This window comes from Streptomyces sp. NBC_01197 (genome assembly GCF_036010505.1).
In the GTDB taxonomy this organism is placed as follows: Bacteria; Actinomycetota; Actinomycetes; order Streptomycetales; family Streptomycetaceae; genus Streptomyces.
The window spans coordinates 3816801-3841946 of record NZ_CP108569.1 but is presented as its reverse complement, the minus strand read 5'-3'; the positions used below and the strand labels follow the sequence as shown (position 1 = coordinate 3841946).

The 25146-nt window shown below is 70.0% G+C and carries 17 protein-coding genes and 1 pseudogene; 9 read left to right on the top strand and 9 right to left on the bottom strand.

What is annotated here, in order from left to right; genetic code table 11:
* Nucleotides 1-22: 22 nt before the first annotated feature.
* From OG452_RS17470 to OG452_RS17455, 4 genes are all read left to right on the top strand, one after another.
* Nucleotides 23-922, top strand: coding sequence for a M24 family metallopeptidase (locus OG452_RS17470; RefSeq protein WP_327296523.1), 900 nt, complete (start codon nucleotides 23-25; stop codon nucleotides 920-922).
* Nucleotides 919-2685: an SDR family oxidoreductase gene (locus OG452_RS17465; protein ID WP_327296522.1), complete on the top strand. Its 1767-nt coding sequence runs from the start codon at nucleotides 919-921 to the stop codon at nucleotides 2683-2685. Before OG452_RS17470 ends, OG452_RS17465 begins: the two co-directional genes overlap by 4 nt.
* Complete coding sequence (locus tag OG452_RS17460; RefSeq protein ID WP_327296521.1) at nucleotides 2682-3734, top strand: metal-dependent hydrolase; 1053 nt, start codon at nucleotides 2682-2684, stop codon at nucleotides 3732-3734. The genes OG452_RS17465 and OG452_RS17460 overlap by 4 nt, the downstream gene beginning before the upstream one ends.
* A gap of 147 nt (nucleotides 3735-3881) precedes the next feature.
* Nucleotides 3882-4856, top strand: coding sequence for a MerR family transcriptional regulator (locus OG452_RS17455; RefSeq protein WP_327296520.1), 975 nt, complete (start codon nucleotides 3882-3884; stop codon nucleotides 4854-4856).
* Between the two features lie 163 nt (nucleotides 4857-5019).
* On the opposite strand, the gene OG452_RS17450 is transcribed toward OG452_RS17455, so the two are convergent.
* Complete coding sequence (locus OG452_RS17450) at nucleotides 5020-5931, bottom strand: LLM class flavin-dependent oxidoreductase (RefSeq protein ID WP_327296519.1); 912 nt, start codon at nucleotides 5929-5931, stop codon at nucleotides 5020-5022.
* Nucleotides 5932-6151: 220 nt separating this feature from the next.
* Between OG452_RS17450 and OG452_RS17445 the strand changes: the two genes are divergently transcribed.
* The gene (locus tag OG452_RS17445) at nucleotides 6152-7006 is read left to right on the top strand and encodes an HAD-IIB family hydrolase (RefSeq protein ID WP_327296518.1); all 855 of its coding nucleotides are present in this window, start codon (nucleotides 6152-6154) and stop codon (nucleotides 7004-7006) included.
* A gap of 106 nt (nucleotides 7007-7112) precedes the next feature.
* Here the strand turns inward: OG452_RS17445 and OG452_RS17440 are convergent, their stop codons facing one another.
* The 5 genes from OG452_RS17440 to hisC all read right to left on the bottom strand — a co-directional run bounded on the left by OG452_RS17440 (nucleotide 7113) and on the right by hisC (nucleotide 16308).
* Complete coding sequence (locus tag OG452_RS17440) at nucleotides 7113-8849, bottom strand: sensor histidine kinase (RefSeq protein WP_327296517.1); 1737 nt, start codon at nucleotides 8847-8849, stop codon at nucleotides 7113-7115.
* 23 nt (nucleotides 8850-8872) lie between these two features.
* The gene (cydD, locus tag OG452_RS17435) at nucleotides 8873-12427 is read right to left on the bottom strand and encodes a thiol reductant ABC exporter subunit CydD (protein WP_327296516.1); all 3555 of its coding nucleotides are present in this window, start codon (nucleotides 12425-12427) and stop codon (nucleotides 8873-8875) included.
* A 15-nt stretch (nucleotides 12428-12442) separates the two neighbouring features.
* A complete protein-coding gene (gene cydB / locus OG452_RS17430) occupies nucleotides 12443-13444 on the bottom strand; it encodes a cytochrome d ubiquinol oxidase subunit II (protein WP_327296515.1) in 1002 nt (333 codons plus the stop codon).
* Between the two features lie 13 nt (nucleotides 13445-13457).
* Nucleotides 13458-15035: a cytochrome ubiquinol oxidase subunit I gene (locus tag OG452_RS17425; protein WP_327296514.1), complete on the bottom strand. Its 1578-nt coding sequence runs from the start codon at nucleotides 15033-15035 to the stop codon at nucleotides 13458-13460.
* A gap of 193 nt (nucleotides 15036-15228) precedes the next feature.
* The gene (gene hisC, locus OG452_RS17420) at nucleotides 15229-16308 is read right to left on the bottom strand and encodes a histidinol-phosphate transaminase (protein WP_327296513.1); all 1080 of its coding nucleotides are present in this window, start codon (nucleotides 16306-16308) and stop codon (nucleotides 15229-15231) included.
* Between the two features lie 335 nt (nucleotides 16309-16643).
* Between hisC and OG452_RS17415 the strand changes: the two genes are divergently transcribed.
* The 3 genes from OG452_RS17415 (at nucleotide 16644) to OG452_RS17405 (ending at nucleotide 19996) form a co-directional block, all read left to right on the top strand.
* Nucleotides 16644-17765: a LacI family DNA-binding transcriptional regulator gene (locus OG452_RS17415; protein ID WP_266855275.1), complete on the top strand. Its 1122-nt coding sequence runs from the start codon at nucleotides 16644-16646 to the stop codon at nucleotides 17763-17765.
* A gap of 171 nt (nucleotides 17766-17936) precedes the next feature.
* Nucleotides 17937-19016, top strand: a complete 1080-nt coding sequence (locus OG452_RS17410) for a metallophosphoesterase (protein ID WP_327296512.1) — start codon at nucleotides 17937-17939, stop codon at nucleotides 19014-19016.
* A gap of 149 nt (nucleotides 19017-19165) precedes the next feature.
* The gene (locus OG452_RS17405) at nucleotides 19166-19996 is read left to right on the top strand and encodes a hypothetical protein (protein ID WP_327296511.1); all 831 of its coding nucleotides are present in this window, start codon (nucleotides 19166-19168) and stop codon (nucleotides 19994-19996) included.
* Nucleotides 19997-20120: 124 nt separating this feature from the next.
* Here the strand turns inward: OG452_RS17405 and thiC are convergent, their stop codons facing one another.
* Nucleotides 20121-21896, bottom strand: a complete 1776-nt coding sequence (thiC, locus tag OG452_RS17400; protein ID WP_327296510.1) for a phosphomethylpyrimidine synthase ThiC — start codon at nucleotides 21894-21896, stop codon at nucleotides 20121-20123.
* A gap of 183 nt (nucleotides 21897-22079) precedes the next feature.
* Here thiC and OG452_RS17395 point away from each other — a divergent pair.
* Nucleotides 22080-23469: pseudogene (locus OG452_RS17395) on the top strand (YibE/F family protein).
* Between the two features lie 119 nt (nucleotides 23470-23588).
* Here OG452_RS17395 and OG452_RS17390 read toward each other — a convergent pair.
* Nucleotides 23589-24023, bottom strand: coding sequence for an SsgA family sporulation/cell division regulator (locus OG452_RS17390; RefSeq protein WP_327296509.1), 435 nt, complete (start codon nucleotides 24021-24023; stop codon nucleotides 23589-23591).
* 114 nt (nucleotides 24024-24137) lie between these two features.
* On the bottom strand, nucleotides 24138-24866 hold the full coding sequence (locus OG452_RS17385) for an IclR family transcriptional regulator (RefSeq protein ID WP_327296508.1): 729 nt from the start codon (nucleotides 24864-24866) through the stop codon (nucleotides 24138-24140).
* Nucleotides 24867-25146: the final 280 nt, after the last annotated feature.

The following is a 25146-nucleotide window of genomic DNA, read 5'->3' as shown; positions in this document are numbered from 1 at the left end:
ACGGACGGGACGGACAGGTGGCATGGCCTCAGGGGTGAAAGCAACGGCGCGGTGGGCAGGGGGCCCGGCCGCACGGCGGGGCGCGCAGGGCAGCGGGGAGGCCGCGCGGCTGCGGGGGTTCAGAGAGGTGCAGACCCTCGCCTACGCCTGCGCGGAGGCTGTCGCCGCACAGCTCAGGCCAGGGGTGACCGAGCGCGAGGCGGCGCGGATGCAGCGCGAGTGGCTGTACCGGCGGGGTGTGCGGGACTGGTTCCACCTGCCGTTCGCCTGGTTCGGGGACCGGACCGCCTTCGCGGGGTTCAGGGTGCCGCTCCAGTTCTTCCCGACGAACCGGCGGCTCGAAGCCGGGATGCCGTTCATTCTCGACATGGCGCCTGTCTTCCGCGGCTTCACCGCCGATATCGGCTACTCCGGCTGCCTCGGCCTCAACCCCGTGCACGACAAGCTGCTCGCCGACCTGGAGGCCCACCGCGACCTCATCCTGCGGGAGGTCCGTGAGAAACGCGCGCTGCGCACGATCTACGAGGACGTGGAGCGGCTGATGGCCGCGCAGGGGTACGCGAACCGGCACCGCGCCTATCCGTTCGGTGTGATCGCCCACAAGGTCGACGAGGTCAAGGAACGCCGCTGGTCGCCCCATGTGTTCGGGTTCGGCACCCAGTCTCTGAAGGGCCTGGCGAGCGATGCGCTGCACGGCCACCGGGACGGCTGGTCGCCGCTGTGGAGTCCGTACAAGTTCTCCGACCACCCGCCCCGGGCGGGGCTGTGGGCGGTCGAGCCACACCTCGGATTCCGGGGCAGGGGCGCGAAGTTCGAGGAAATCCTGGTCGTCACCGACTCGGCCGATCCCGAGCAGAGCGCCTTCTGGCTGGACGACGATCTGCCGCATGTGCGGCGCTGGGCAGAGGAGAAGGCCGCATGAGCAAGGGAACCGAAGGTGCGCGCGAGCGCTGGGTCCGTACCGGAGGCATCGAACTGTGCGTCGCCGAACTGGGCGACCCGGACCGGCCGACCGTACTGCTGGTGCACGGCTACCCGGACAGCAAGGAGGTCTGGACCGAGGTCGCGGCCCAACTGGCCGAGCACTTCCACGTGGTGCTGTACGACGTCCGGGGCCACGGCAGGTCCTCGGCGCCGGTACCGCTGCGCGGTGGCTTCACCCTGGAGAAGCTGACCGACGACTTCCTGGCCGTGGCGGACGCGGTCAGCCCCGGGGAGCCGGTGCACCTCGTCGGCCACGACTGGGGATCCGTGCAGTCCTGGGAGTTCGTGACCGTGCCGCGCACCGAGGGCCGGATCGCCTCGTTCACCTCGATCTCCGGTCCATCGCTCGACCACTTCGGCCAGTGGATCAAGAAGCGGATGTCCCGGCCGACCCCTCGCAGGACGGCCCAACTGCTCGGCCAGGGAGCCAAGTCCTGGTACGTGTACCTGCTGCACACGCCGGTGCTGCCCGAGCTGGCCTGGCGCGGGCCGCTCGGCAAACGGTGGCCGAAGATCCTGGAGCGGGCCGAGAAGGTGCCGTCCGGCGACTACCCGACGGCGTCGCTGCCATCGGACGCCGCGCACGGCGCCTGGCTCTACCGTGACAACGTCCGGTCCCGGCTGCGCAGGCCGCGCACCGACGCGTACGCGCACGCGCCCGTCCAGCTGATCACGCCCACCGGCGACGCCTTCCTCTCGGAGCATCTCTACGACGAACTGGAGGACTGGGCACCGCAGCTGACGCGCCGCACCCTGCCGGCCAAGCACTGGGTGCCACGCACCAGGCCGGACCAGCTGGCAGCCTGGATCGGGGATTTCGTCGCCGCCAACGAGACCCCGGGGCCCACCCCGCAGACGGCGGCGACCGGCAAGTACGCCGACCGCTTCAGCGGCAGGCTCGTCCTGGTGACGGGCGCCGCGAGCGGGATCGGCCGGGCCACCGCCTTCGCGTTCGCCGAGGCGGGAGCGCGCGTCGTGGCCGTCGACCGGGACGCGGAAGGGGCGGCTCGCACCGCGGAGATGTCGCGGCTGATCGGCTCCCCCGATGCCTGGGGAGAAGAGGTGGACGTCAGCGACGAACAGGCGATGGAGAAGCTGGCCGAGAAGGTCGCCGCCGAGTACGGGACGGTCGACGTGCTGGTCAACAACGCGGGCATCGGTCTCTCGGGCTCCTTCCTGGACACTACGAGCGAGGACTGGAAGCAGGTCCTCGACGTCAATCTGTGGGGCGTCATCCACGGCTGCCGGCTCTTCGGCAGGCAGATGGCGGACCGTGGCCAGGGCGGCCACATCGTCAACACCGCTTCGGCTGCGGCGTACCAGCCGTCGAAGGCTCTCCCGGCGTACTCCACGTCCAAGGCCGCCGTACTCATGTTGAGCGAGTGCCTGCGCGCCGAGCTGGCCGGACAGGACATCGGGGTCACCGCGATATGCCCGGGCCTGGTGAACACCAACATCACGTCCACCGCACGGTTCGCGGGCGTATCGGCGGAGGAGGAGAAGCGCCGGCAGAAGAAGTCGTCCCGGCTGTACGGGCTGCGCAACTACCCACCGGAGAAGGTGGCCGACGCGATTCTCTCCGCCGTGGTGAACAACCGGGCGGTGGTGCCGGTGACACCCGAGGCACGAGGCGCCCGCTTCATGTCCCGGTTCGCGCCGAGAGCCCTGCGCGCCGTCGCCCGGATGGAGCCGCCGCTGTGAGCGACCACGGACAGGCCTCGGAGGCGTCGATGGGGCCGCATCCGGACATGGAAGCGCACGCGGGCCGGGGTGAGCACGCGGGTCCGGGGGAGCACGCGCATCGAGGTGAGCCTCCGGCTCCGGAAGCGTGCCCGGAGCCGGGACGGTACGTCATCGCGCCGCGCCGGGTCTCCTTCGACTGGGAGAACACACCGCTGCACTGGATACCGGGCGAGCCCACCGCAACCCATGTGATCAATGTGCTGCATCTGCTGCTCCCGGCGGGCGAGCGGTGGTTCGTGAAGGTCTTCAAGGAGGCTCTGCCGCTCGTCGACGACCCCGGACTGCTCAAGGACGTCAAAGGGTTCATGGGCCAGGAGGCCACGCACAGCGTGCAGCACTCCCACGTCCTGGACCACCTGGCCGCCCAGCGGCTCGACACCACGGCGTACACCCGGCACGTCGACTTCCTCTTCGAGAAACTGCTCGGGGAGGAGCCACCGCTCGGCGTACCGGTCCCTGCGCGGGAGTGGCTCCGCTTCCGGCTGTCGCTGATCGCCGCGATCGAGCAGTTCACCGCGGTCCTCGGGGACTGGGTGCTGGGCGCCGATGCCCTCGACAGGGCAGGGTCCGACGCCGTCATGCTCGATCTACTGCGCTGGCACGGCGCGGAGGAGGTGGAACACCGGGCCGTGGCCTTCGACATGTACCAGCACTGCGGCGGCGAAGGGCTGCCGCGCTACGCCCGGCGGATCGAGGGCATGGCCGTGGTCACTCCGGTACTGCTGTGGCTGTGGGTGTGGGGTGCCTCGTATCTCATGCGCCACGACCCCGCTCTCCTGCGCCGGGGGCCGGGCAGGCCGAGGTACTCGCTGCGCGAGCACAACCGGGCGGTCGCCAGAGGGCTGCTGCCCACCTGGGGCGAGCTGGGCTCGGCGATACCCCGCTACTTCAGGCGGTCGTACCATCCCTCCCAGGAGGGCTCACTGCGCAGGGCGGCCGAGTACCTCGCAGCCTCGCCCGCCGCTCGCGCGGCGGCAGGCGCGATAGGCCGCGCTGCCATGACGTAGCCCTGCCACGGGGAGAAAGCAGAGGGAGGCAGCGTGTCCGGGGTGAGAGCGTCGGAGGTGCCGGCACCGGGGACGCCGGCGTCAGAGGTGCCGGCGTCAGGGACGCGCGCGTCAGAGATGCCGGCCTCAGAGGTGAGGGCTTCGGAGATGCGAGCGTCAGAAGCGCCGGCGCCAGAGGTACGAACGTCGGAAGCCGGACCCGAGTACCGGATCGAGGATCTGGCGCACCACAGCGGCGCCACAGTCCGTACGATCCGCGCGTACCAGGACCGCGGCCTGCTGCCCAAACCACAGCGGCGTGGCCGGTCGAATGTCTACGGGGACAGTCATCTGGCGAGGCTGCGCCAGATCGCCGAGCTGCTCGACCGCGGCTACACTCTCGCCTCCATCAAGGAGCTCCTTGAGGCGTGGGACGCCGGGCGCGGTCTTGGCGGGGTACTGGGACTCGTCGCCGAGGTCAGCGGCCCGTGGACCGATGAGGAAGCGGACCGGATCTCCCGTGCCGAGCTGGACGCGCGGTTCGGCGGGGTGCCCGACGACGAGGCGGTCGCGGACGCGCTGGCGCTGGGTGTACTGGAACGGGTGGTCGGCAGCGACGACGAGTTCCTGGTGCCGAGTCCGCAGGAGCTGGCCGTGGCTGTGGAACTGCACGCGGCCGGCGTCCCGCTCAAGGCCATCTCGGTCCACCTGCGGGAGTTGCGCGGCCAGGTCGAGCACATCGCCTCTCGCTTCCTGGAGTTCACGACGGAACATGTCTTCGCGCGCTATCTGTCCTCCGCCCGGCCCAGCGACGCGCATGTGGCGGAGGCCGCCTCACTGGTACGGCGGTTGCGCCCGCTCGCGCAGCAGAGCGTCGATGCCGAACTGGCCCGGGCCATGCGGCTGTTCGCCACCCGCCATCTTCAGCAGCACCTCGGCCCGGAGAGCCCTCCGGCAGAACCGGGGGGCCCCTCGTCAGTAGCGGTTCCGGCGGCCACACTCGCTGCGGTGGAGAGGCTGGTGGGCCGGGAGAACGCCGCCGCTTTCATCACCGGCGCCACCGAACGGGAGCTTCAGGCACGGGCGTTGGACGCACTGACTCTTCCACAGCAAGAAGTCCGGCAAAACGACCAAAGACCGTGAATCACTCAGCCTTTGTCCACAGAACCGCCAAATACCCTGTGGATAAGTCACCTTGCCTGTGGATCATGCATAACTCGGGGGGCGCAAAAGGTAATTCGGATGCACACCGGCGCCTGCGCCCCCAGCCCCAGCCCCTTCCCCAGCCTGGTCCAAACGGAAGACCCTAGCTCTGCCCGAGCTGCGCCAGTGCCTCTGTCGCGATCTGCTCGAAGACCTTCTCCTCGGCGGCGAAGATGGTGCCCGGGATCGGCGCGTGGATCACGATCTCGTCGATGCCGAGGGCGAAGTACTTCCCCGCGAAGTCGACGAAGGCGTCCAGGGACTCCATGGGGCGACCCTCATCGGGCGTGAAGCCGGTAAGCAGGACCTTCTCCAGCGTGGCGGCATCCCTGCCGATTTCTTCGCACGCCGCACCGAGCCTGCCGATCTGGCCGCGGACGGCTTCGACCGACTGTTCCGGCGTACCCGTCTCGAAGATCTTCGGATCGCCCGTCGTCACCCAGCCCTGCCCGTACCGCGCGGCGATCTTCATGCCCCGCGGTCCGGTCGCCGCGACGGCGAAGGGGAGCCTCGGCCGCTGCACACAGCCCGGGATGTTGCAGGCCTCGTCGGCGGAGTAGTGGGTGCCCCGGTGGGAGACCGAGCCCTCGGTCAGCAGCCGGTCGAGGAGCGGAACGAACTCACTGAACCGGTCGGCCCGTTCGCGCGGCGTCCACGGCTCCTGGCCGAGCGCGGTGGCGTCGAAGCCGGTGCCGCCGGCCCCGATGCCCAGGGTGACCCGGCCGTCCGAGATGTCGTCCAGCGACAGCAGATCCTTCGCGAGCGTCACGGGGTGCCGGAAGTTCGGCGAGGTGACCAGGGTGCCGAGACGGACGCGCGCGGTGGCCGCGGCCGCCGCGGTCAGCGTCGGGACCGCCCCGAACCAGGGCCCGTCGCGGAACGGCACCCGCCAGGAGAGGTGGTCGTAGGTGTACGCGGTGTGGAAGCCCAGCTCCTCGGCGCGCACCCACTGCTCACGGCCACCCTCGCTCCAGCGGCGAACGGGAAGAATCACGGTACTCAGACGCATGACCACGACCCTACGTCGTACAGGCCCCAGCCCCCAGGCCGTAGCTGTAGTCACCACCAGCCCAGGGTGATCGCCCACGGGCCACCGCCCGTGCCCGGATCCGGCCACCGCCCGCCGACCCGGCGCACCCGTTTGCGTACTCACCGCCGCACCCGCGTACGTACTCATCTGTGCGCCTCTTCGCACTCCCGTGCGCTCCAGGCCCTCCGTACGGGAGAATGGCCGGGTGACCTCAGCTAACGGCCCCGCCGCCCCCCTTCCGCCCCGGCTGATCGCCACCGACCTGGACGGCACCCTGCTGCGCGATGACAAAACCGTCTCGGCCCGCACCATCGCGGCGCTCGCCGCCGCCGAGGAGGCCGGTATCGATGTCTTCTTCGTCACCGGCCGCCCGGCCCGTTGGATGGACGTCGTCAGTGACCATGTGCACGGCCACGGCCTGGCCATCTGCGGCAACGGCGCCGCTGTGGTCGACCTCCGCGGTGACGAGGGCGGGCACATCTTCGTCAAGGTCCTGCCGCTGGAGCGCACCGACGCCCTCGACGTGGTCTCCATCCTGCGGGCCGCCGCCCCTGGCTCGTCCTTCGCCGTCGAGCGGACCGGCGGCATCCACCACGAGTTGGCCTACCCGCCCCTGCAGTTCGACGCCGCTTCGTGCGTCGCGCCCGCCGAGAAGCTGCTCGCGACGGACTCCGACCTCGCGGACCAGCCCGTCCTGAAGGTGCTGGCCCACCACCCGGAACTGGCACCCGACGACTTCCTCGTCCTGGCCCGCGAAGCTGTCGGCCGCCGCGCCTCGGTCACCCGTTCCAGCCCGACCGCACTGCTGGAGATAAGCGGCCCCGGCGTCTCCAAAGCCGGCACGCTGGCGCTGTGCTGTGCGGAGCGCGGGATCTCGCCCTCCGAAGTCGTCGCCCTCGGGGACATGCCGAACGACGTCGAGATGCTGCGGTGGGCGGGCACCTCGTACGCGATGGGCAACGCGCACCCGGAAGCGGTGGTCGCCGCTTCGGGGCGTACGGCTGCGAACAACGACGACGGTGTCGCGGTCGTCATCGAGCAGATCCTGAAGGCCCGCTGACCGGGCGCGGGCCGCCGCCCCGCAGCCCCGCCCTCCGCCGCCCCGGCCCGCCCGGATCACCCCACCGGCACATCCACTCCTCCCGCCTGCACGCACGCCCGCAGGTCTACAGCGGTGCCTCCCACACCACCGCCGTGCCGCCGCCCTCGTCGCCCAGCCCCGGCCCGTAGGCGCTCGATCCGCCCAGCGCCTCCGCGCGCCGGCTGAGATTGCGCAGCCCGCTGCGCCGGCCGCCCTCCGGGATGCCGACCCCGTCATCGGAGACCGTGAGACGTACCGCCGGGCGGCCGTCGTCCAGCTGCGCCGTGGCGTCGACCTCCACATGGATCCGGGAGGCGGCGGCATGCCGGAACGCGTTGGAGAGGGCCTCCCGCAGCGCCGCGATCAGGTTCTTCCCCGTCAGCTCGCCGACCCCCGAGTCGACCGGCCCCACGAAGCGGTGCGTGGGTTTGAACCCCAGCGGTACAGCCGCCATGTTGATCTCCCGCAGCACCCGTCTGCACAGCCCCGACGGAGCTTCGGCGGGCCCCTGCTGCAGCGCGAAGATGGCGGTACGGATCTCCTGGATCGTCACATCCAGCTCCCCGACGGCCTTGTCCACACCCTCGCGCACCCCCGGCGCCGCCGACTGGCGGTGGGCACCCTCCAGCATCATCCCGGTGGCGAACAGCCGCTGGATGACCAGGTCATGGAGGTCACGGGCGATCCGGTCGCGGTCCTCGAAGACAGCGAGGCGCTCTCTGTCGCGCTGGGCGTCCGCCATCATCAGCGCCAGCGCTGCCTGCGAGGCGAACCGCGAGGCCAGGAAGCGTTCGGCCGCCGAGAAGGGCCGGGCGCCGCGTTCGCGCGGCGTGGCCAGCACGCCCAGCAGACGGCCGCCGCTGTGCAGGGGCAGCATCATGCTCGGCCCGAACCGCTTCCCCACCTCGGTGATCATCCGGGGATCGGTCGCCGAGTCGTCCACGAACACCGGAGCGCCGGAGAGCAGTGTCGCCACGACCCCGCTCTCGGGCGGGACGATCAGCCCGAGGACCTGACCGGGGTCGTCGCAGGAGACGGCGACGACCTCCAGTCCACCCGCCGTGGCGGGCAGCATGACCACTCCGGCGGCCGAGTCCGCCAGGTGGCGTGCCTGTTCGGCGACCACTGTGAGCGCCTCATCCGCGTCACCGCCGGCCAGCAGTGCCGTGGTGACAGCCACCGAGCCGTCGATCCACCGCTCGCGCTGCCGGGCCGCCTCGTACAGCCGGGCGTTGTTGATCGCGATGCCGGCCTCGGTGGCCAGGACCTGCACCATGTGAAGATCACCGTCGGTGAACCGGCTGCCGTCGGTCTTCTCCGCGACGTAAAGATTGCCGAAGGTCTCTCCCTGCACCTGCACGGGGACGCCCAGGAACGTCCGCATCCGCGGATGGTGCGGAGGGAACCCGGCGAACCTCGGGTCGGTCGTCAGATCCGCGAGCCGAACGACGTGGGCATCCTCGATCAGCGCACCCAGGAGCCCGGTGTGTCCGTCCGGGATGTGGCCGATCCGTCCGGCCACCTCCTCCGGCACTCCATGGGTGACGAAATCACTGAGGCCGCCGCGCTCCTGGTCCACGACACCGATCGCGGCATACCGAGCGCCGGCCAGCCCGGCGGCGGTCTCGCAGATCCGGTTCAGCGTCGCGTGCAGTTCGAGGCCCGTACCGATGGAGCGCATGGCCGCCAGCAGCTGCGGTACGCGCGCGGTGAACTCGGCGGAGAGCCCGTGCCGACCGGAGCCCTCCGCGGAAGAACCCTCCGCAGGAGAGTCCTCCGCAGAGGAGTCTCCCGGGGGCTCGTGGGGGTCCGGAGCTGACATACCCCAGAGCCTAGTAAGTCCTATTAAGCCCGGAAAGTCGGATTCCGTTCGCTGCCCAGCAGATCACCCGCCCGCTCACGCTCCAGCATCCGCCGCAACGGCCCCTCCAGCGCCGCCAGCTCCGCGTACGGTCCGCGCTGCACGACTCGCCCACCGTCCAGAACGAGCACCTCGTCGACGGCGTCGAGCCCGCGGAGCCGGTGGGTGATGAGCAGCGTCGTATGCCCCTCGGTGGCGGTCAGCAGATCCGCCGTGAGCGCGTCGGCGGTCGCCAGGTCGAGGTGTTCCGCCGGCTCGTCCAGGACGAGGACGGGGAAGTCGGCGAGGAGCGCACGGGCCAGTGCCAGCCGCTGGCGCTGCCCGCCGGAGAGCTTCGCACCGTGCTCCCCCACCGGAGTGTCGAGCCCATCGGCCAGCCCGTCCACCCACTCCAGCAGCCGGGCCCCGGCGAGCGCCCCGCGCAGCTCACCGTCCGAGGCACCGGAACGGGCCAGCCTGAGGTTCTCCCGCAGGGAACTGTCGAAGATGTGCGCGTCCTGGGCGCACAGCCCGACGAGTCCGCGCACCGTGTCACCGTCCAGCGCGCCGGCAGCCACCCGGCCGAGCGTGTACGTCCCCGCCTCCGGGTCCAGGAAGCGCAGCAATACCTGCGCGAGCGTCGTCTTGCCGGAACCGGAGGGACCCACGACGGCGACCCGGCGCCCCGCTTCGAGCCTGAGGTCCACCCCGTCGAGCGCGTATCCCCGCTGTCCCGCGTAGCGTGCGGTCAGCCCCCTCACCTCCAGCGGGAAGGGCGAACCGGGCGCCGCTGCCGGACGTACCGGCTCCTGTACGGGGACGGGCGCGTCCAGCACCTCGTAGACCCGCTCGGCGCTCCTCCTGACCCGCTGCCGGTACTGCACGGCGAGCGGCAGGCCGGTGACCGCCTCGAAAGCGGCCAGCGGAGTGAGCATCACCACCGCGAGTTCCACGCCGGCGAGCCTGCCGTCGTGGACGGCCGGTACGCCGACGAACGCGGCGGCTGCGACGGTCAGCCCGCAGACGAGAGCGGTCAGCCCGCCACCCAGCGCGGTGGCGGTGGCGCCCCGTGAGGCGATCCGGGTCAGCGTCCGGTCCGCGTCCCGGGCGCTGTGCAGCCGCCCGCGCAGCGCACCGGCGACCGTCAGCTCGGCGGTCCCCATGAGGAGATCAACCACCCGGGTGGCCAGCGCCCCGCGTGCGGGCGCCAGTTGGCGCTCGGCCCGCCGGGCACAGAGACCACTCAGCGCGGGCACCCCGACCCCCGCGATCAGCAGCCCTGCCGCGAGCACCGCCCCGGCAGCGGGCAGCAGCCAGGCCGTGAACCCGATGGTGGCCGCGCCCACCACCACGGCGACCGCGGCCGGAAGCAGCCAGCGCAGCCAGTAGTCCTGCAGCGCGTCCACATCGGCGACCAGCCGCGACAGCAGATCGCCGCGCCTGACCCGGCTCAGCCCGGCGGGTGCGATCCGCTCCAGCCTGCGGTAGACGGCCACGCGCAGACCGGCGAGCATCCGCAGCACCGCGTCGTGCGACACCAGCCGCTCGGCATAGCGGAAGACGGCCCGCCCGGTCCCGAAGGCCCGGGTCGCCGTGACAGCGACCATCAGATAGAGCACGGGCGGCTCCTGCGAGGCCCGCGAGATGAGCCAGCCCGATGTCGCCATGAGCCCGATGGCCGAGCCCAGCGCGAGACTTCCGAGCAGCAGGGCCAGCAGCAGCCGCCCCCGCAGCGCGCCGGCGGCCTCCCGCACCCGCGCCAGCGGGTCCCGCCGCCCGGGCCGGTCCGCCGTGACGGCCTCGGTCTCCGCTGTCTCCTGGGTCAGCTGCTCCGCCCGCGGTACGGGCAGGGCAGCGGCCTGCGGTACGAGAGGGTCACCACCGGCCGGGGCAGCCGGCGAGGTGCCGGGCGCCAGCGCGACCATGCGGTCGGCCACCGCGAGCAGGGCCGGCCGGTGCACCACGAGAACCACGGTGCGGCCCGACGCAAGGCGTCGTACCGCGTCGACGATGCCGGCTTCCGTCTCGCCGTCCAGCGCCGCCGTCGGCTCGTCGAGCAGCAGCAGCGGCCGGTCGGCGAGGAACGCCCTGGCCAGTGCGAGCCGTTGCCGCTGCCCGGCCGAGAGTCCCGCACCGCCCTCACCGAGTACGGTGTCCGCACCGCCCGGCAGCGCGGCGACGAAGTCGTACGCGCCGGCATCGCGCAGAGCGCCGTGCACCGCTGACACATCGGCGTCGGGACGCGCCAGCCGTACGTTCTCCGCGATCGTGCCCGCGAACAGATACGGCTGCTGCGGCACCCAGGCGATCTGCTCGCGCCACCGCTCGGGGGAGAGCGAGGCCAGCTCGACAGTGGTTTCCCGGCCCTCACCGGCCGGCCCGACGAGAACCCGTCCCTCGTCCGGCGCCGCGAAACCCAGCAGGACATTGAGCAGCGTCGACTTCCCGACCCCGCTCGGCCCGGTGACCGCGACCGTCTCTCCGGCCCCGACGACCAACGAAGCCGACTCCAGCGACGGTTCCGTACGGCCGGGGTGGCGCACCGTCACCCGGTCCAGCTCCAGCCGGAGCGAGCCGGGGACCTCGCGGGTCCCTCCCGTCGGCAGCGGTGTCTCCAGCACCGCGAAGATCTCCTCGGCGGCCGACAGCCCCTCGGCCGCCGCGTGGTACTGCGCCCCCACCTGCCGCAGTGGCAGATAGGCCTCGGGCGCCAGCACCAGGATCACCAGACCCGTGTACAGGTCCAGCTCCCCCTTGACGAGCCGCAGCCCGATACCGACAGCGACGAGCGCCACCGACAGGGTCGCCAGCAGCTCCAGCGCGAACGACGAGAGGAAGGCGATCCGCAGCGTCCGCAGCGTCGCCTTCCGGTACTCGTCCGTGATGGTCCTGATCGACTCGGCCTGCGCCTTGGCCCGTCCGAACACCTTCAGCGTCGGCAGCCCGGCCACCACGTCGAGGAAGTGCCCCGACAGCCTGGAGAGCAGCCTCCACTGCCGGTCCATGCGGGCCTGGGTGGCCCAGCCGATGAGCATCATGAAGACCGGGATCAGCGGCAGCGTCCCCACGATGATGGCCGCCGACACCCAGTCCTCGGTGACAACTCGCGCCAGCACCGCCACCGGCACCACCACCGCGAGCCCCAGCTGCGGGAGATAGCGCGAGAAGTAGTCGTCCAGGGCGTCGACACCCCGGGTGGCGAGGGCTACCAGCGACCCGGTCCGCTGACCGGTCAGCCACTGCGGCCCCAGCTCGGCGGACCTCTCAAGGAGCCGCCGCCGCAGCTCGGACTTGACCGCGGCGCTGGCCCGGTGCGCGGCCAGCTCGGTCAGCCAGGCCACCAGCCCCCGGCCCAGCGCCACCGCCACGAGCAGCAGCAGCGAGCTCCGCAGCCCTGATCCGTCCAGGCCGTGCTGGAAAGCTCCCACCACCACATCGGCGATCAGCATGGCCTGGGCCACGACCAGACCCGCGCCGGCCAGTCCGAGGACCACCACAGCGCCCAGGAAGAGACGAGTGGCACCGGCGTACCGGAGCAGACGCGGGTCGATCGGTTTCACGTGAAACACCCTCCCCTAGTGGGCATCGGCGATGTGCTGGGTGCCCAGCCGCTTGCGGAACACCCAGTACGTCCAGCCCTGATAGAGCAGGACCAGCGGCGTCATGATGCCCGCCACCCAGGTCATGACCTTGAGCGTGTAATGGCCGGACGCCGCGTTGTCGATCGTCAGAGACCAGGCAGCGTTGAGCGAGGACGGCATCACATCCGGCGCCAGCGAGAGGAACAGCGCGGCCACCGTCGCCGCGATGGCCACCCCCGTGAAGGCGAAGGCCCAGCCTTCCCGGGTCCGGGCGTTCATCACCAACGCCGCGATGAGTGCGGCCAGCGCCACACAGAGCGCCGCCAGCGTGGACCCGTCGCCGCGGTCCGCCTGCAGCCAGATCAGGAACGCTGCAGCGAGAGCCGCCGTGACGACAGCGGCCTTGGCCGCGAAGGCCCTCGCCCGCTCCCGGATGTCGCCCACGGTCTTGAGCGCCGTGAAGACCGCCCCGTGCAGGGTGCACAGCGCGGTGAAGGCGAGTCCACCGAGGACCCCGTAACCGTTCAGCAGGTCCCCCAGCGAACCGGCGTAGTCCTGGTGGCTGTTGATCGGCACCCCATGGACCATGTTGGCGAAAATCAGCCCCCAGAGGAACGGCAGCAGCAGCGAGGTGATGAAGAGCACCCACTCCCAGTTGCGCTGCCAGCTCTCCTCGGACCGCTTGTGGCGGTACTCGAAGGACAGGACCCGCACGATCAGCAGCACCAGGATCAGTACGAGCAGCAGATAGAAGCCGCTGAAGAAGGTGGCGTACCAGACCGGGAAGGCCGCGAACATCGCGCCTGCCGCGGTGATCAGCCACACCTCGTTCCCGTCCCAGACAGGACCGATGATGTTGATCAGCACCCGGCGCTCGCGCCGGTCCCTGGCCAGCAGCCGGGTGAGGATACCGACCCCGAAGTCGAAGCCTTCGAGGAAGAAGTACCCGGTCCACAGCACGGCGATCAGCAGAAACCAGAAGTCGTTGAGGCCCATGACGTCTCTCCTCTCAGTACGCGAAGGTCAGGGGTTTGTCGGCGTCATCGTCCCGGTCTCCGGGCCCGCCGGGCCCTGAGAAGGGGCCGCGCAGCCGCGGGTCCTTGGCCGGTGGCTGCTCCTCGGTGTCCGGTCCCATCACCGCGTACTTCTTCATCAGCCGGACATTGATCCAGCCGAGAATCGCGTAGAGCGTGACCAGGACGATCACCGAGATCAGCATCGCCGTCTGGGAGACACCGGGGGAGACGGAGTCGGCGGTCTTGAAGAGACCGAAGACCGTCCAGGGCTGCCGGCCCATCTCGGTGAAGACCCAGCCGATGGAGTTGGCGATCAGCGGGAAGACCAGGGAGGCCATCCCCACGCGCCAGCCCCACTTCGTGAAGAAGGGGTTCAGCTCCCGGCCCGCCGTGAGCATGAGCTTCGGCGCCTCGTCGTCACCGGTCCGGTGCTCCGGCAGCAGCCACTTCTTCTTCCGGGTCAGCCAGAGTCCGGCGGCCGCGGCCACCGACGCGGTGAGCCCGATCCCGATCATGAGCCGGAATCCCCAGAAGGTGACGAAGATGTTGGGTACGTAGTCGTCGGGGCTGCCACCGTACTTGGCGGCCTCGGCCTTCGCGGTCTGGTGAATGCCGGGCACCGCGGTGTGGAAGTCGTCGTGGGCGAGGAAGGAAAGTATCCCCGGGATCGACAACTCGACGGAGTTGTGGCCCGCCGCCACGTTGCCCACCGCGAAGACGGAGAACGGCGCCGGTGCCTGGGTCTCCCAGAGCGCCTCGGCCGCGGCCATCTTCATGGGCTGCTGCTCGAACATCACCTTGCCCAGCTGGTCGCCGGAGAGCGCGGTGAGGATTCCGGCGGTCACCGTCATCACCAGGCCCATGCGCAGCGAGGTGCGCATCACACGGGTGCGCTTGGTGTCGGTGCTGGTGCCCGCGGCCCTGGCCCGCCTGATCTTCCACAGGTGGTAGCTGGCGATACCGACGACGAAGGCGCCGCCGGTGAGGAACGCCGAGGTCATGGTGTGGGTGAAGACCACCAGCGCGGTCTTCTGGGTGAGCACGCGCCAGATGTCGTTGAGGTGCGCTACACCAGTGGCCCGGTCGATGGTGTACCCGACCGGGTGCTGCATCCAGGAGTTGGCCGCCAGGATGAAGTACGCCGAGAAGGTCGTACCGATCGCCACCATCCAGATGCAGGCACAGTGAATCTTCTTGGGCAGCTTGTCCCAGCCGAAGATCCACAGCCCGATGAAGGTCGACTCGAAGAAGAAGGCAATCAGCGCCTCCATCGCGAGCGGCGCCCCGAAGACGTCACCGACGAACTTCGAGTAGTCCGACCAGTTCATACCGAACTGGAACTCCTGGACGAGGCCGGTGGCAACACCGATTGCCAGGTTGATCAGCAGGAGCTTCCCCCAGAACTTCGTGGCGTGGAAGTACTTCTCCGCGCCCTTCCGCACCCAGGCGGTCTCGAAGCCCGCGGTGATGGCGGCGAGGGAGATCGTGAGGGGGACGAACAGGTAGTGGTAGACGGTGGTCAGCCCGAACTGCCAGCGCGCCAGGGTATCCGGCGACAGAGCTAGTTCCACGTCGTCACTCTCCTTACGTGGCCTGGGTCACAGCGGCTTTCCGTCCCTTTGATCCCACACAGCCCGGAAGGAAAAGGACGCGCTTGTGAAAGCGTTCACATTCACAAGCAATACTACGAAAGCACTCCGGGCATGACGAAGGCGGGGTGCCCCAATGACACCCCGCCCTGTTCGAACCCGGCCCGGAAGAGGGTTACAGCTCCTTACGAAAGGCGGCAGCCGCCTGGAGGAAGAGGTCGTTGCCCTCGGTCTCGCCGATGGAGACCCGTACGCCCTCGCCCGCGAAGGGGCGCACCACCACCCCCGCCTTCTCACAGGCCGCGGCGAAGTCGGCGGTGCGGCCGCCCAGCCGGAGCCATACGAAGTTCGCCTGTGTCTCCGGCACCGTCCAGCCCTGGCCGACCAGCCCCTCGTACACCCGCGTCCGCTCGGCGACCAGGGAGCCGACCCGGCCCAGCAGCTCGTCCTCGGCCCGCAGGGACGCGACCGCCGCGTCCTGCGCCAGCTGGCTCACTCCGAAGGGCACCGCGGTCTTGCGCAGCGCGGCCGCGACCGGCTCGTGGGCGATGGCGAAGCCGACCCGCAGCCCGGCCAGCCCGTACGCCTTGGAGAAGGTCCGCAGTACCGCGACATTGGGCCGGTCCCGGTACAGCTCGATGCCATCGGGCATCTCGATGTCCCGGTTGAACTCCCGGTACGCCTCGTCGATGACCACCAGGACGTCGGAGGGCACCCGGTCCAGGAAACGCTCCAGCGCGGCCCTGCGGACCACGGTCCCGGTCGGGTTGTTGGGGTTGCAGACGAAGATCATCCGGGTCCGCTCGGTGATCGCGTCCGCCATCGCGTCCAGGTCGTGCACATCGCCGGAGTCCAGCGGCACCTGCACCGCGGTCGCCCCGCTGATCCGCGTGATGATCGGGTACGCCTCGAACGACCGCCAGGCGTAGATCACCTCGTCGCCGGGGCCCGAGGTGATCTGGAGCAGCGACTGGGCGACGCCGACCGCTCCGGTGCCCGTCGCCAGATGCGAGACCGGCACTCCGAAGCGCTCGGCCAGTTCGTTGACCAGGACGGTGCAGGCCATGTCCGGGTACCGGTTGAAGCTTCCGGCCGCGGCGATCGCACTCTCCATCACACCCGGCAGCGGTGGATACGGGTTCTCGTTGGAGGACAGCTTGTAGGCGACGGGGCCGCCCGCGGCGGCCGGCCTGCCCGGAACGTACGCGGGAATGCCGTCCAGCGCGGCGCGCAGCCTGGGGCTCTTCTGGCTCACAGCGGGTCCTCCTCGACTCGGATGAACCCACCCTATGAGGAGTGCGGCTCCGTGCGAATGGCGGGCGTCGGCGGGGGGCGTGCTGCCGGACAGGGCGCGCGCCCATGGCTTGCGCCGTGGCGCGCGTCCCCCGAAGAGGTGAGTTGAGACCTCATCGCAACATCAGCCATGGGCCAGGTACATACCCGCCGACACCCGAGACTCCTTTGACAGGGCCCCCAAATCCCCTGTATTCAAAGGTGATTGACGCTAAATGATCATGCAGAAACGTGCCTGTCAACGCGTGCATATGCGCCCAGCTCAACCACCCCTCGTCGCCCTACTATCGGCTCGCCATGACAGCAGCAGGGAAGCACCAGGTGAGCCGGGCGGAGACTCCTCGCAGGGCCAACCGGCAAGGACGAGCGGGCATCCGGGACGTGGCCGCCGCCGCCGGTGTGTCCATCACGACCGTCTCCGACGCGCTCAACGGCAAGGGCAGGCTCCCGGACGCCACCCGCCGCCATGTCCGCGAGGTCGCCGACCGGCTGGGCTACCGCCCTTCCGCCGCGGCCCGAACCCTCCGTACCGGCAAGTCCGGCCTCATCGGCCTGACCGTCACCACGTACGGGGACGAACCCTTCACCTTCACCGAATTCGCGTACTTCGCCGAGATGGCCAGAGCCGCCACCTCCGCCGCGCTCGCGCGCGGCTATGCACTCGTCATCCTCCCCGCGACCTCGCGCCACAGCGCGGTGGACGTCTGGTCGAACGTCGCCCTCGACGGCACCGTCGTCATCGACCCCTCCGACCACGACCCCGTCGTCACCGAACTCGTACGCCAGGGTCTCCCCGTCGTGTCCGACGGCCGCCCGGCGGGCACCCTGCCCGTCACGGCCTGGGTCGACAACGACCACGAGGCAGCGGTCCTCGATCTGCTCGACCATCTCGCCGCAGCCGGGGCCCGCCGTATCGGACTGCTCACCGGCACCACCACGGACACGTACACCCGGCTCTCCACCACCGCGTATCTGCGCTGGTGCGAGCGGGTCGGACAGGATCCGGTGTACGAGTCCTACCCCGCCCACGACCCGTGCGCGGGAGCCGTCGCCGCGGACCGCCTGCTCGCCCGCCCCGACCGCCCGGACGCCGTCTACGGACTCTTCGACCCCAACGGCACCGACCTGCTCGCGGCAGCACGGCGGTACGGACTGCGTGTCCCGGAGGACCTGCTGCTGGTCTGCTGCAGCGAATCCACCGTGTACGCGAGCACCGAGCCGCCCATCACGACCCTCTCGCTCAAGCCACGCAGGATCGGTACGGCCGTCATCCAGTTACTCATCGATGCCATCGAAGGGATCAATGAGGACCATCCGGTCGAGCAGGTAATACCGACCGAACTCATCGTCCGGACCTCCTCGCAGCGCCGCCCGCCGCGCACCACGGTCAGCGCGCCCCGCTCCCCGGCACCGGACTGACCACCCCAATAGGTGCGAAACGGGCGGTGGGGCGGCAGACCGTCCGGATTCAGCACCCCTAGTGCGTCACAGAGTGCTAGTCGCATTCCTATGATGGGCGCACGACACCGCGGGCTCCCCGAACAGGCAGGTCCGACCGGTGCACGGCGCGCGACGGTGGTGGAGGGGTCGATGACTCAGGGGGCCGGTCTGGAACCCGCGATGCGGACGGCGACAGTGCGGGGCTTCCGCGTACCGCCCCTGCCCGCGTCCGAGCACGTCCGCGATGCCGGGAAGGCGCCGCGGTACGCCGCCGGTGAGGAGCCGGACGGGTATACGGCTACCCAGCGGGACCTGCCCGTCATCAGCCCCGGTGGCCCCGGTGACACGGTCGTCGTACCGATCGTGCCCGAACCGCAGCCCCTCCCCGCTCCTTCCGAAGGTGAGGGAGGGCTCGGGCCCCTCTACGTCGTCGGAGACGTCCACGGGTACCTCGACGAACTCCTGGCCGCCCTGCGCGCCCAGGGGCTCATCGACACCGAGGGCAACTGGGCCGCCGGCAACGCCCGCCTCTGGTTCCTCGGCGACTTCACCGACCGCGGTCCCGACGGCATCGGGGTCATCGACCTCGTGATGCGGCTGTCCGCCGAGGCCGCGGCCGCCGGGGGCTACTGCAAGGCCCTCATGGGCAACCACGAGCTGCTGCTCATCGGCGCCAAGCGCTTCGGGGACACACCGGTCAACTCCGGTGCGGGTACCGCGACCTTCCAGGCGGCCTGGCTGCTCAACGGCGGCCAGAAGGCCGACATGGACCGGCTGCAGGACGTCCACCTCCAGTGGATGTCGCGGCTCGACGCCATGGAGCTGGAGGACGACCACCTCCTGGTGCACTCCGACACCACCGCCTATCTCGACTACGGCGATTCGCTCGAAGCGGTCAACGACACCGTCCGCGAGACGCTCACCCGTAACGACGCCGACGAGTGCTGGGACCTGTTCCGCAAGTTCACCAAGCGCTTCGCGTTCCGCGACGATTCGGGACCGCAGGCCGTGCAGGAGCTCCTCGGAGTCTTCGGCGGCCGCCGGATCGTCCACGGTCACAGCCCCATCCCGTACCTGCTGGGCGAGGTCGGGGGTGAGGACGGCGAGGACGGTCCGCGCACCGTTATCGAGGGTCCGCACGTGTACGCGGACGGGCTCGCCGTCGCCATGGACGGCGGCGTGACCATGGCCGGAAAGCTGCTCGTGGTGCAGCTGCCGCTGCCGAACTGAACAGCCCGCCTGAAGGCGATTTCCGGAAACCCTCTGTTACCCCGTGCCATAACAGCTCTACCATCGGGTTATCCGTAGCAGGCTCTCCTCCGTTTACGCCCGACTGCCCGTCAGAAGGCGGGCGGTACGGCCCGACGGAGCATCGGGGGATGCACATGAACAGCGCTTCGCACCTGCTGACAGAGGACCGTCCGGAGTTCGAGCGGCTCCTCGACGACGCACTGCGCACCGCACCCGACCGACCGGATCTGGCCGAGCTGGGACAGCGGCTCAACAGCGAGCAGCTGCGCACCATGGTGCTCGACGCAGACAGCCTCGTCACATCGGCCGCGGCGGCCGAGTACGACCACTTCGTGAAGGTGCGGGCCGAACTTCGCGCGCCCGCCCAGGAGTCGGCGCGCGCCTCCGTCCTCGCGCCCGTCAGAAGCGGCCCCACCGCGGGCGCGGGCCTCGCCGCCGTACTGGCCGTACTGGCCCCGGTGCTTGCGGGCACCGCCGCCGTGATCTTCCTGCTGGTGGGCTACCTCCTCAAGGCGCTCAATCCCGCACCCGCCTTCGGCAACACCATGGTCACCGCGGGCTGGTTCTTCGCGGCCCTCACCGCCGCCGCACTCCTGGCCGCAGCGATCGGGCTCCTCCTGACGGCACTGCGCAATGGCTCGACCGAGGTGCACCCCGAGCCGGAGGAGGGGGACGACGAGCTCTCCGAAGAGGTCGCCCGGGCCCGGGAGGCCTGGCGCCACGCCCTGCTGGAACGGGGCATCGTCCCGTTCCTGAGCGCCGCGCTGGCCGACCCGAGCGTGGATCCGGCGGCGCCCGCCCCGTACCGGCCCACGGGCCGCATACCCAGCCTCGGGTACAGCCGTCCGGACTTCGCCAGTCCGGACGCGGGTGAGACGCCGACCCACGAGCGGCCCAGCTTCACCAGTCCGGACTTCACGAGCCCGGACTTCGGCGGCCCCGACCACCAGCCGGAGTGACACCGGCCCTGAACACCAGGGCGGGTGTCACCGGCCGGTCCGCGGTGGGGCCGGCCGGTACGGGGCCGCCAGGTACGGCCCCGGCCGGTACAGGACCGGCCCCGCGCCCGGCATGGGGGCGTGGTCAGTCGGCGATCGGCAGGTACACCCGGTTGCCGCTCGCCGCGAACTCCTTCGACTTCTCCGCCATCCCCGACTCGATCTCCTCCTGGCTTCCGCCATGTTCGCGGCGGATGTCCTGGGAGATCTTCATCGAGCAGAACTTCGGCCCGCACATGGAACAGAAATGCGCGGTCTTGGCCGGCTCGGCCGGCAGCGTCTCGTCATGGAACTCCCTTGCCGTGTCGGGGTCGAGAGCCAGATTGAACTGGTCCTCCCAGCGGAACTCGAAGCGTGCGTCCGAGAGCGCGTCGTCCCACTTCTGCGCGTCCTGGTGCCCCTTGGCCAGATCCGCCGCGTGAGCCGCGATCTTGTACGTGATCACGCCGGTCTTCACGTCGTCCCGGTTGGGCAGCCCCAGGTGCTCCTTGGGCGTGACGTAGCAGAGCATGGCCGTGCCCCACCAGGCGATCATCGCCGCCCCGATGCCGGAGGTGATGTGGTCATACGCCGGGGCCACGTCCGTGGTGAGCGGGCCGAGCGTATAGAAGGGGGCCTCCTCGCAGATTTCCTGCTGGAGGTCGATGTTCTCCTTGATCTTGTGCATCGGGACGTGACCGGGACCTTCGATCATCGTCTGTACACCATGACGTTTGGCGACCGTGTTGAGTTCCCCGAGGGTGCGCAACTCCGCGAACTGCGCCTCGTCGTTGGCGTCCGCGATCGACCCCGGCCGCAGCCCGTCGCCCAGTGAATAGGTGACGTCGTAGGAGGCCAGGATGGACGACAGCTCCTCGAAGTTCTCGTACAGGAACGACTCCTTGTGGTGTGCCAGGCACCACGCCGCCATGATCGAGCCGCCGCGCGAGACGATCCCCGTCTTGCGGCGTGCGGTGAGTGGCACGTACCGCAGCAGAACCCCCGCGTGCACGGTCATGTAGTCGACGCCCTGTTCGGCCTGCTCGATGACCGTGTCCTTGTAGATCTCCCAGGTCAGCTCCTCGGCCTGGCCGTCGACCTTCTCCAGGGCCTGGTAGAGCGGGACCGTGCCGATCGGGACGGGGGAGTTGCGCAGCACCCACTCGCGGGTGGTGTGGATATTGCGCCCGGTGGACAGGTCCATGACCGTGTCCGCGCCCCACTTGGTGGCCCAGGTCATCTTGTCCACCTCCTCCTCGATGGAGGAAGTGACCGCGGAGTTACCGATGTTGGCGTTGACCTTCACCAGGAACCGCTTCCCGATGATCATCGGCTCGATCTCCGGGTGGTTGACGTTGGCCGGCAGGACCGCCCGGCCCGCGGCGATCTCCTCCCGTACGACCTCGGGGGAGACGTTCTCCCGGATCGCGACGTACTCCATCTCCGGGGTGATCTCCCCGCGCACGGCGTACGCGAGCTGGCTCACCGCGCGCCCCTCACGCCCCCTTCTGGGCTGGCGGGGACGGCCGGGGAAGACCGCGTCGAGGTTACGGAGTCCTCCGCGCGGCGAAGTGTGCTTGACCCCGTCGTCCTCGGGACGGGCCGGGCGGCCCGCGTACTCCTCGGTGTCGCCGCGGCCGATGATCCAGTTCTCCCGGAGCGGGGCGAGCCCGCGCCGTACATCGGTCTCGACGGTGGGATCGGTGTACGGGCCTGACGTGTCGTACAGCGTCACGTCCTGCCCATTGGTGAGGTGCACCTGCCTGACGGGCACCCTGAGATCCGCGCGCGAGCCCTCCGGCCCCGCGACATATCCCTTGTGCCAGCCCGGCTTGCGCTCGTCCTGGTCGGTGGCAGGCGTGCGTGCATCCACTGTGGTCATGAGACCTACTCCCTACGCCGGCATTACCCGGTAACAGGTTCGGCGGTCGGCGCAGCTCACAGCAGTCTGCTGGTCAGCGCCCTCTCAGCCCGGTGCTCCGAGCTCCCGCGTGTGCAAAGGTGCCCCCACGCTAACGCCATTCACCGCGCACTGAACAGAGGGCCTCCCCGTTCTTGCGATGATCTGGCGGTGACCCCACACCCCGAACAGCCTCCCGGCGGGCACGGCCACACGCACAGTCACGGCCCCGCCGCGCCCGTGTCCAAGCAGCTGCGCAACGTCATCGCAGCGGTGCTGATTCCCTTCGCGGCGGCGGTTGTTGTCGGTCTCGCGGCCTTCTGGCCGGGCGGTGCGCCGCATCATGCCCGCAGCGGTGTCGGATTCGACCGGCAGACACAGCAGGGTGATGTGGTGGAGATCACTCCGGTCAACTGCAAGGACGTGCACGGAAGTCAGTCACCGCCGACCGACGGCGGGGGCGGCGGTGCGGGCGCGGCGGAACAGCAGGCCGGCGCCGGTGCGGCCGCGCAGGGCACCCAGTGCAAGAAGGCGAAGATCGAGGTGACGAGCGGCAAGGACAAGGGCCGTACCTTCACCGAGATCGTCCAGCCGGACTCTCCGCGCCAGTTGCACCAGGGGCAGGGCGTGATCGTGGCGTACGCCCCCGACGCACCCCGTGACCTGCAGTACTCGGTGTCCGACGTGGACCGGAAGTTCCCGATGGCGCTGCTCGCCGGCATCTTCGCACTGGTGGTGGTCGCCGTGGGCCGGCTGCGCGGGCTGATGGCGCTGGTAGCGCTGGCCGTCAGCTTCGCCGTGCTGACGCTGTTCATCCTGCCGGCGATCCTGCACGGGTCGAATCCGCTGGTCGTGGCAGTGATCGGGGCGAGCGCCATCATGCTGATCGCGCTCTACACCTGCCATGGCCTGACGGCGCGGACCTCGGTCGCCGTCATCGGCACGCTCGTCTCGCTGATGCTGATCGGGCTGCTCGGTTCGCTCTTCGTCGGCTGGGCGAGCCTGACGGGCAACACCGACGACAGCACCGGGCTGATCCACGGCCTCTACCCGCACATCGACATGAGTGGGCTGCTGCTGGCGAGCGTCATCATCGGATCGCTCGGGGTGCTGGACGACGTGACCGTCACGCAGACCTCCGCCGTCTGGGAACTGCACCAGGCCGACCCCACGATGGGGGCCCGCGGGCTCTACCGGGCCGGCATCCGGATCGGCCGCGACCACATCGCGTCCGTCGTCAACCACACTCGTCCTGGCCTACGCGGGCGCGGCGCTGCCCCTGCTGCTGCTCTTCTCCATCGCGCAGAGCAGCGTGGGGACGGTGGCGAACTCCGAGCTGGTCGCGGAGGAGATCGTACGGACCCTGGTTGGCTCGATCGGGCTGGTCGCCTCGGTGCCGGTGACCACGGCGCTCGCCGCGCTCGTGGTCTCGGCCGACCGTCCCGGCCACGGAACCGACCGCCGCGTAACCGACCGCGCGGGCCGCGGGGCGGGCTGGGCGCTCTCCGTGGGGGGCCTCGCGCGGGGCGGCGGGGGCCGCCGTCGCAAGCACTGAGCTGTCGGATCTCCGCGCTCGCTCAGGGCTCAGCTCCCGGGCCTCAACTCGCAGGCACCAGTTCGCAGGCACCAGTTCGCAGCGCTCAACTCTCAGCCCTCGACTCTCAGGTCTCGACCTCAGCCCGCGTTCTCCTCGGCGAGGATCCGGCCGAGGGCTGCCTCCAGATGTCCGTCGAAGTCGCCCAGACTGCGCTCCTCGCCGAGCGGGACGATCTTGTCGGTGCGGTCCAGGAAGGCGATCAACGGGGCGCTCCCCGCCCGGAACAGCGCACGGTCGGCCCCGACCTGGAGGCGCAGATGGACGTCGGACAGTCCTGCCGGATCACTGGGCGCAATGTGCACGTCGCCGTCCCCCGTGGGGGCATTGATCCCGTCGAGAAGCAGCTCACGGCCGAACGTCCAGGTCACCGGGGCGTCTCCGGGAAGATGGAAGGTCATCCGGACCGCGTACGGATCGCTCACCTCGTAGCACAGCTCCACCGGGATACGGAAGGAGAGCTCCTCGGAGACGAGGAAGTTCATCATGACCTCTGCCTGGACCGATTCGCTCATGTCCCTACCCCGCAGTAGACGCCGTGTTGGTTCACAAGATGGCCGGGAATGAACCGCCAGGCCCTCTTGACGTAATCGTGCTGTAAGCGCAAACAGATCACAAGGAGTGATATTTCAGATACTGATAGAGAACGCAAGCGAATCGAGCAAAGCCCCGGCCTCGGACCGTAACGTTTTAGCAGCGGAGAGCAACCGTACTTGCCGGTGCACCGGGCCCGAGACGGCTATCACCGCAGCACCTGGACCGACCGCGACCGGGATGGCCGCACAGCCGGTTCCGAGTGCGGACTCCTGCTGCTCGACAACCGGTTGTGTCCGTTCCGTCGCAGCCAGTCTTCGCAGCAGGACGCACCGGTCACGTACCGAACAGCGGGTCAGCGGACGCACCGGATGGCGGTCCGGATGATCTCTGCGGGAGGCTTCGTCGAGCCGGCTCAGCAGACGCTGGCCGAGGGCGTGTGCATGACCGGTTTCCCGGAAGTCCGCCCACTCCTCGACGGCGGGCGCGGCGGGTGTGTCGGCGACCGCGACGAGGTCGATCTCACCCTCGCGGTAGGCCGCAAAATAAATTGGTACCCCGAGCGCGTCCCGCCAGGAGTTGAGCGATTCGGCCCGCTCGGCGGCGGCTCCGGGGACGAACACGCCGTTCTCCCGGCGCACATAGCCCTCGTGGGCCAGGGTGCGCAGCAGGTGATAGGCGGTCGGGAGGGGGAGTCCAGCCTCCCTGGCGAGCTGTTTCGCGGGGGCTACGCCGCTGTGGGAGCTGACGGCCTCCAGCAGTCTGAGCGCGCGCTGCACCGAGCCGACCAGTGTCGGCGCAGCGGTGTGAGGCGCTGTGGCCAAAGGTCACCCCCAGCATGCCGACGGCGGATCTCTGCCCGCGAGGGCTTCCCCCGTGGGCCCCGCCGCGCACAATCCGCTGGTCAGCGCCTTCTTCAGGCCAGTTTCCCGAGGAGGCGGCAGGGATTTCTCACTGTAGCCACAGCCTCCGTCCGGGCGTGGGGATTCGCTGCCCCATCCCTCAGCCGGGCTAACGACCGCACGGGTACACCAGCCCGGGCCCGGCAACCTTCTTCCGATTCCGTCGTACGACCAGTCGCCGCCTTACTACTGGCCGCGCCGA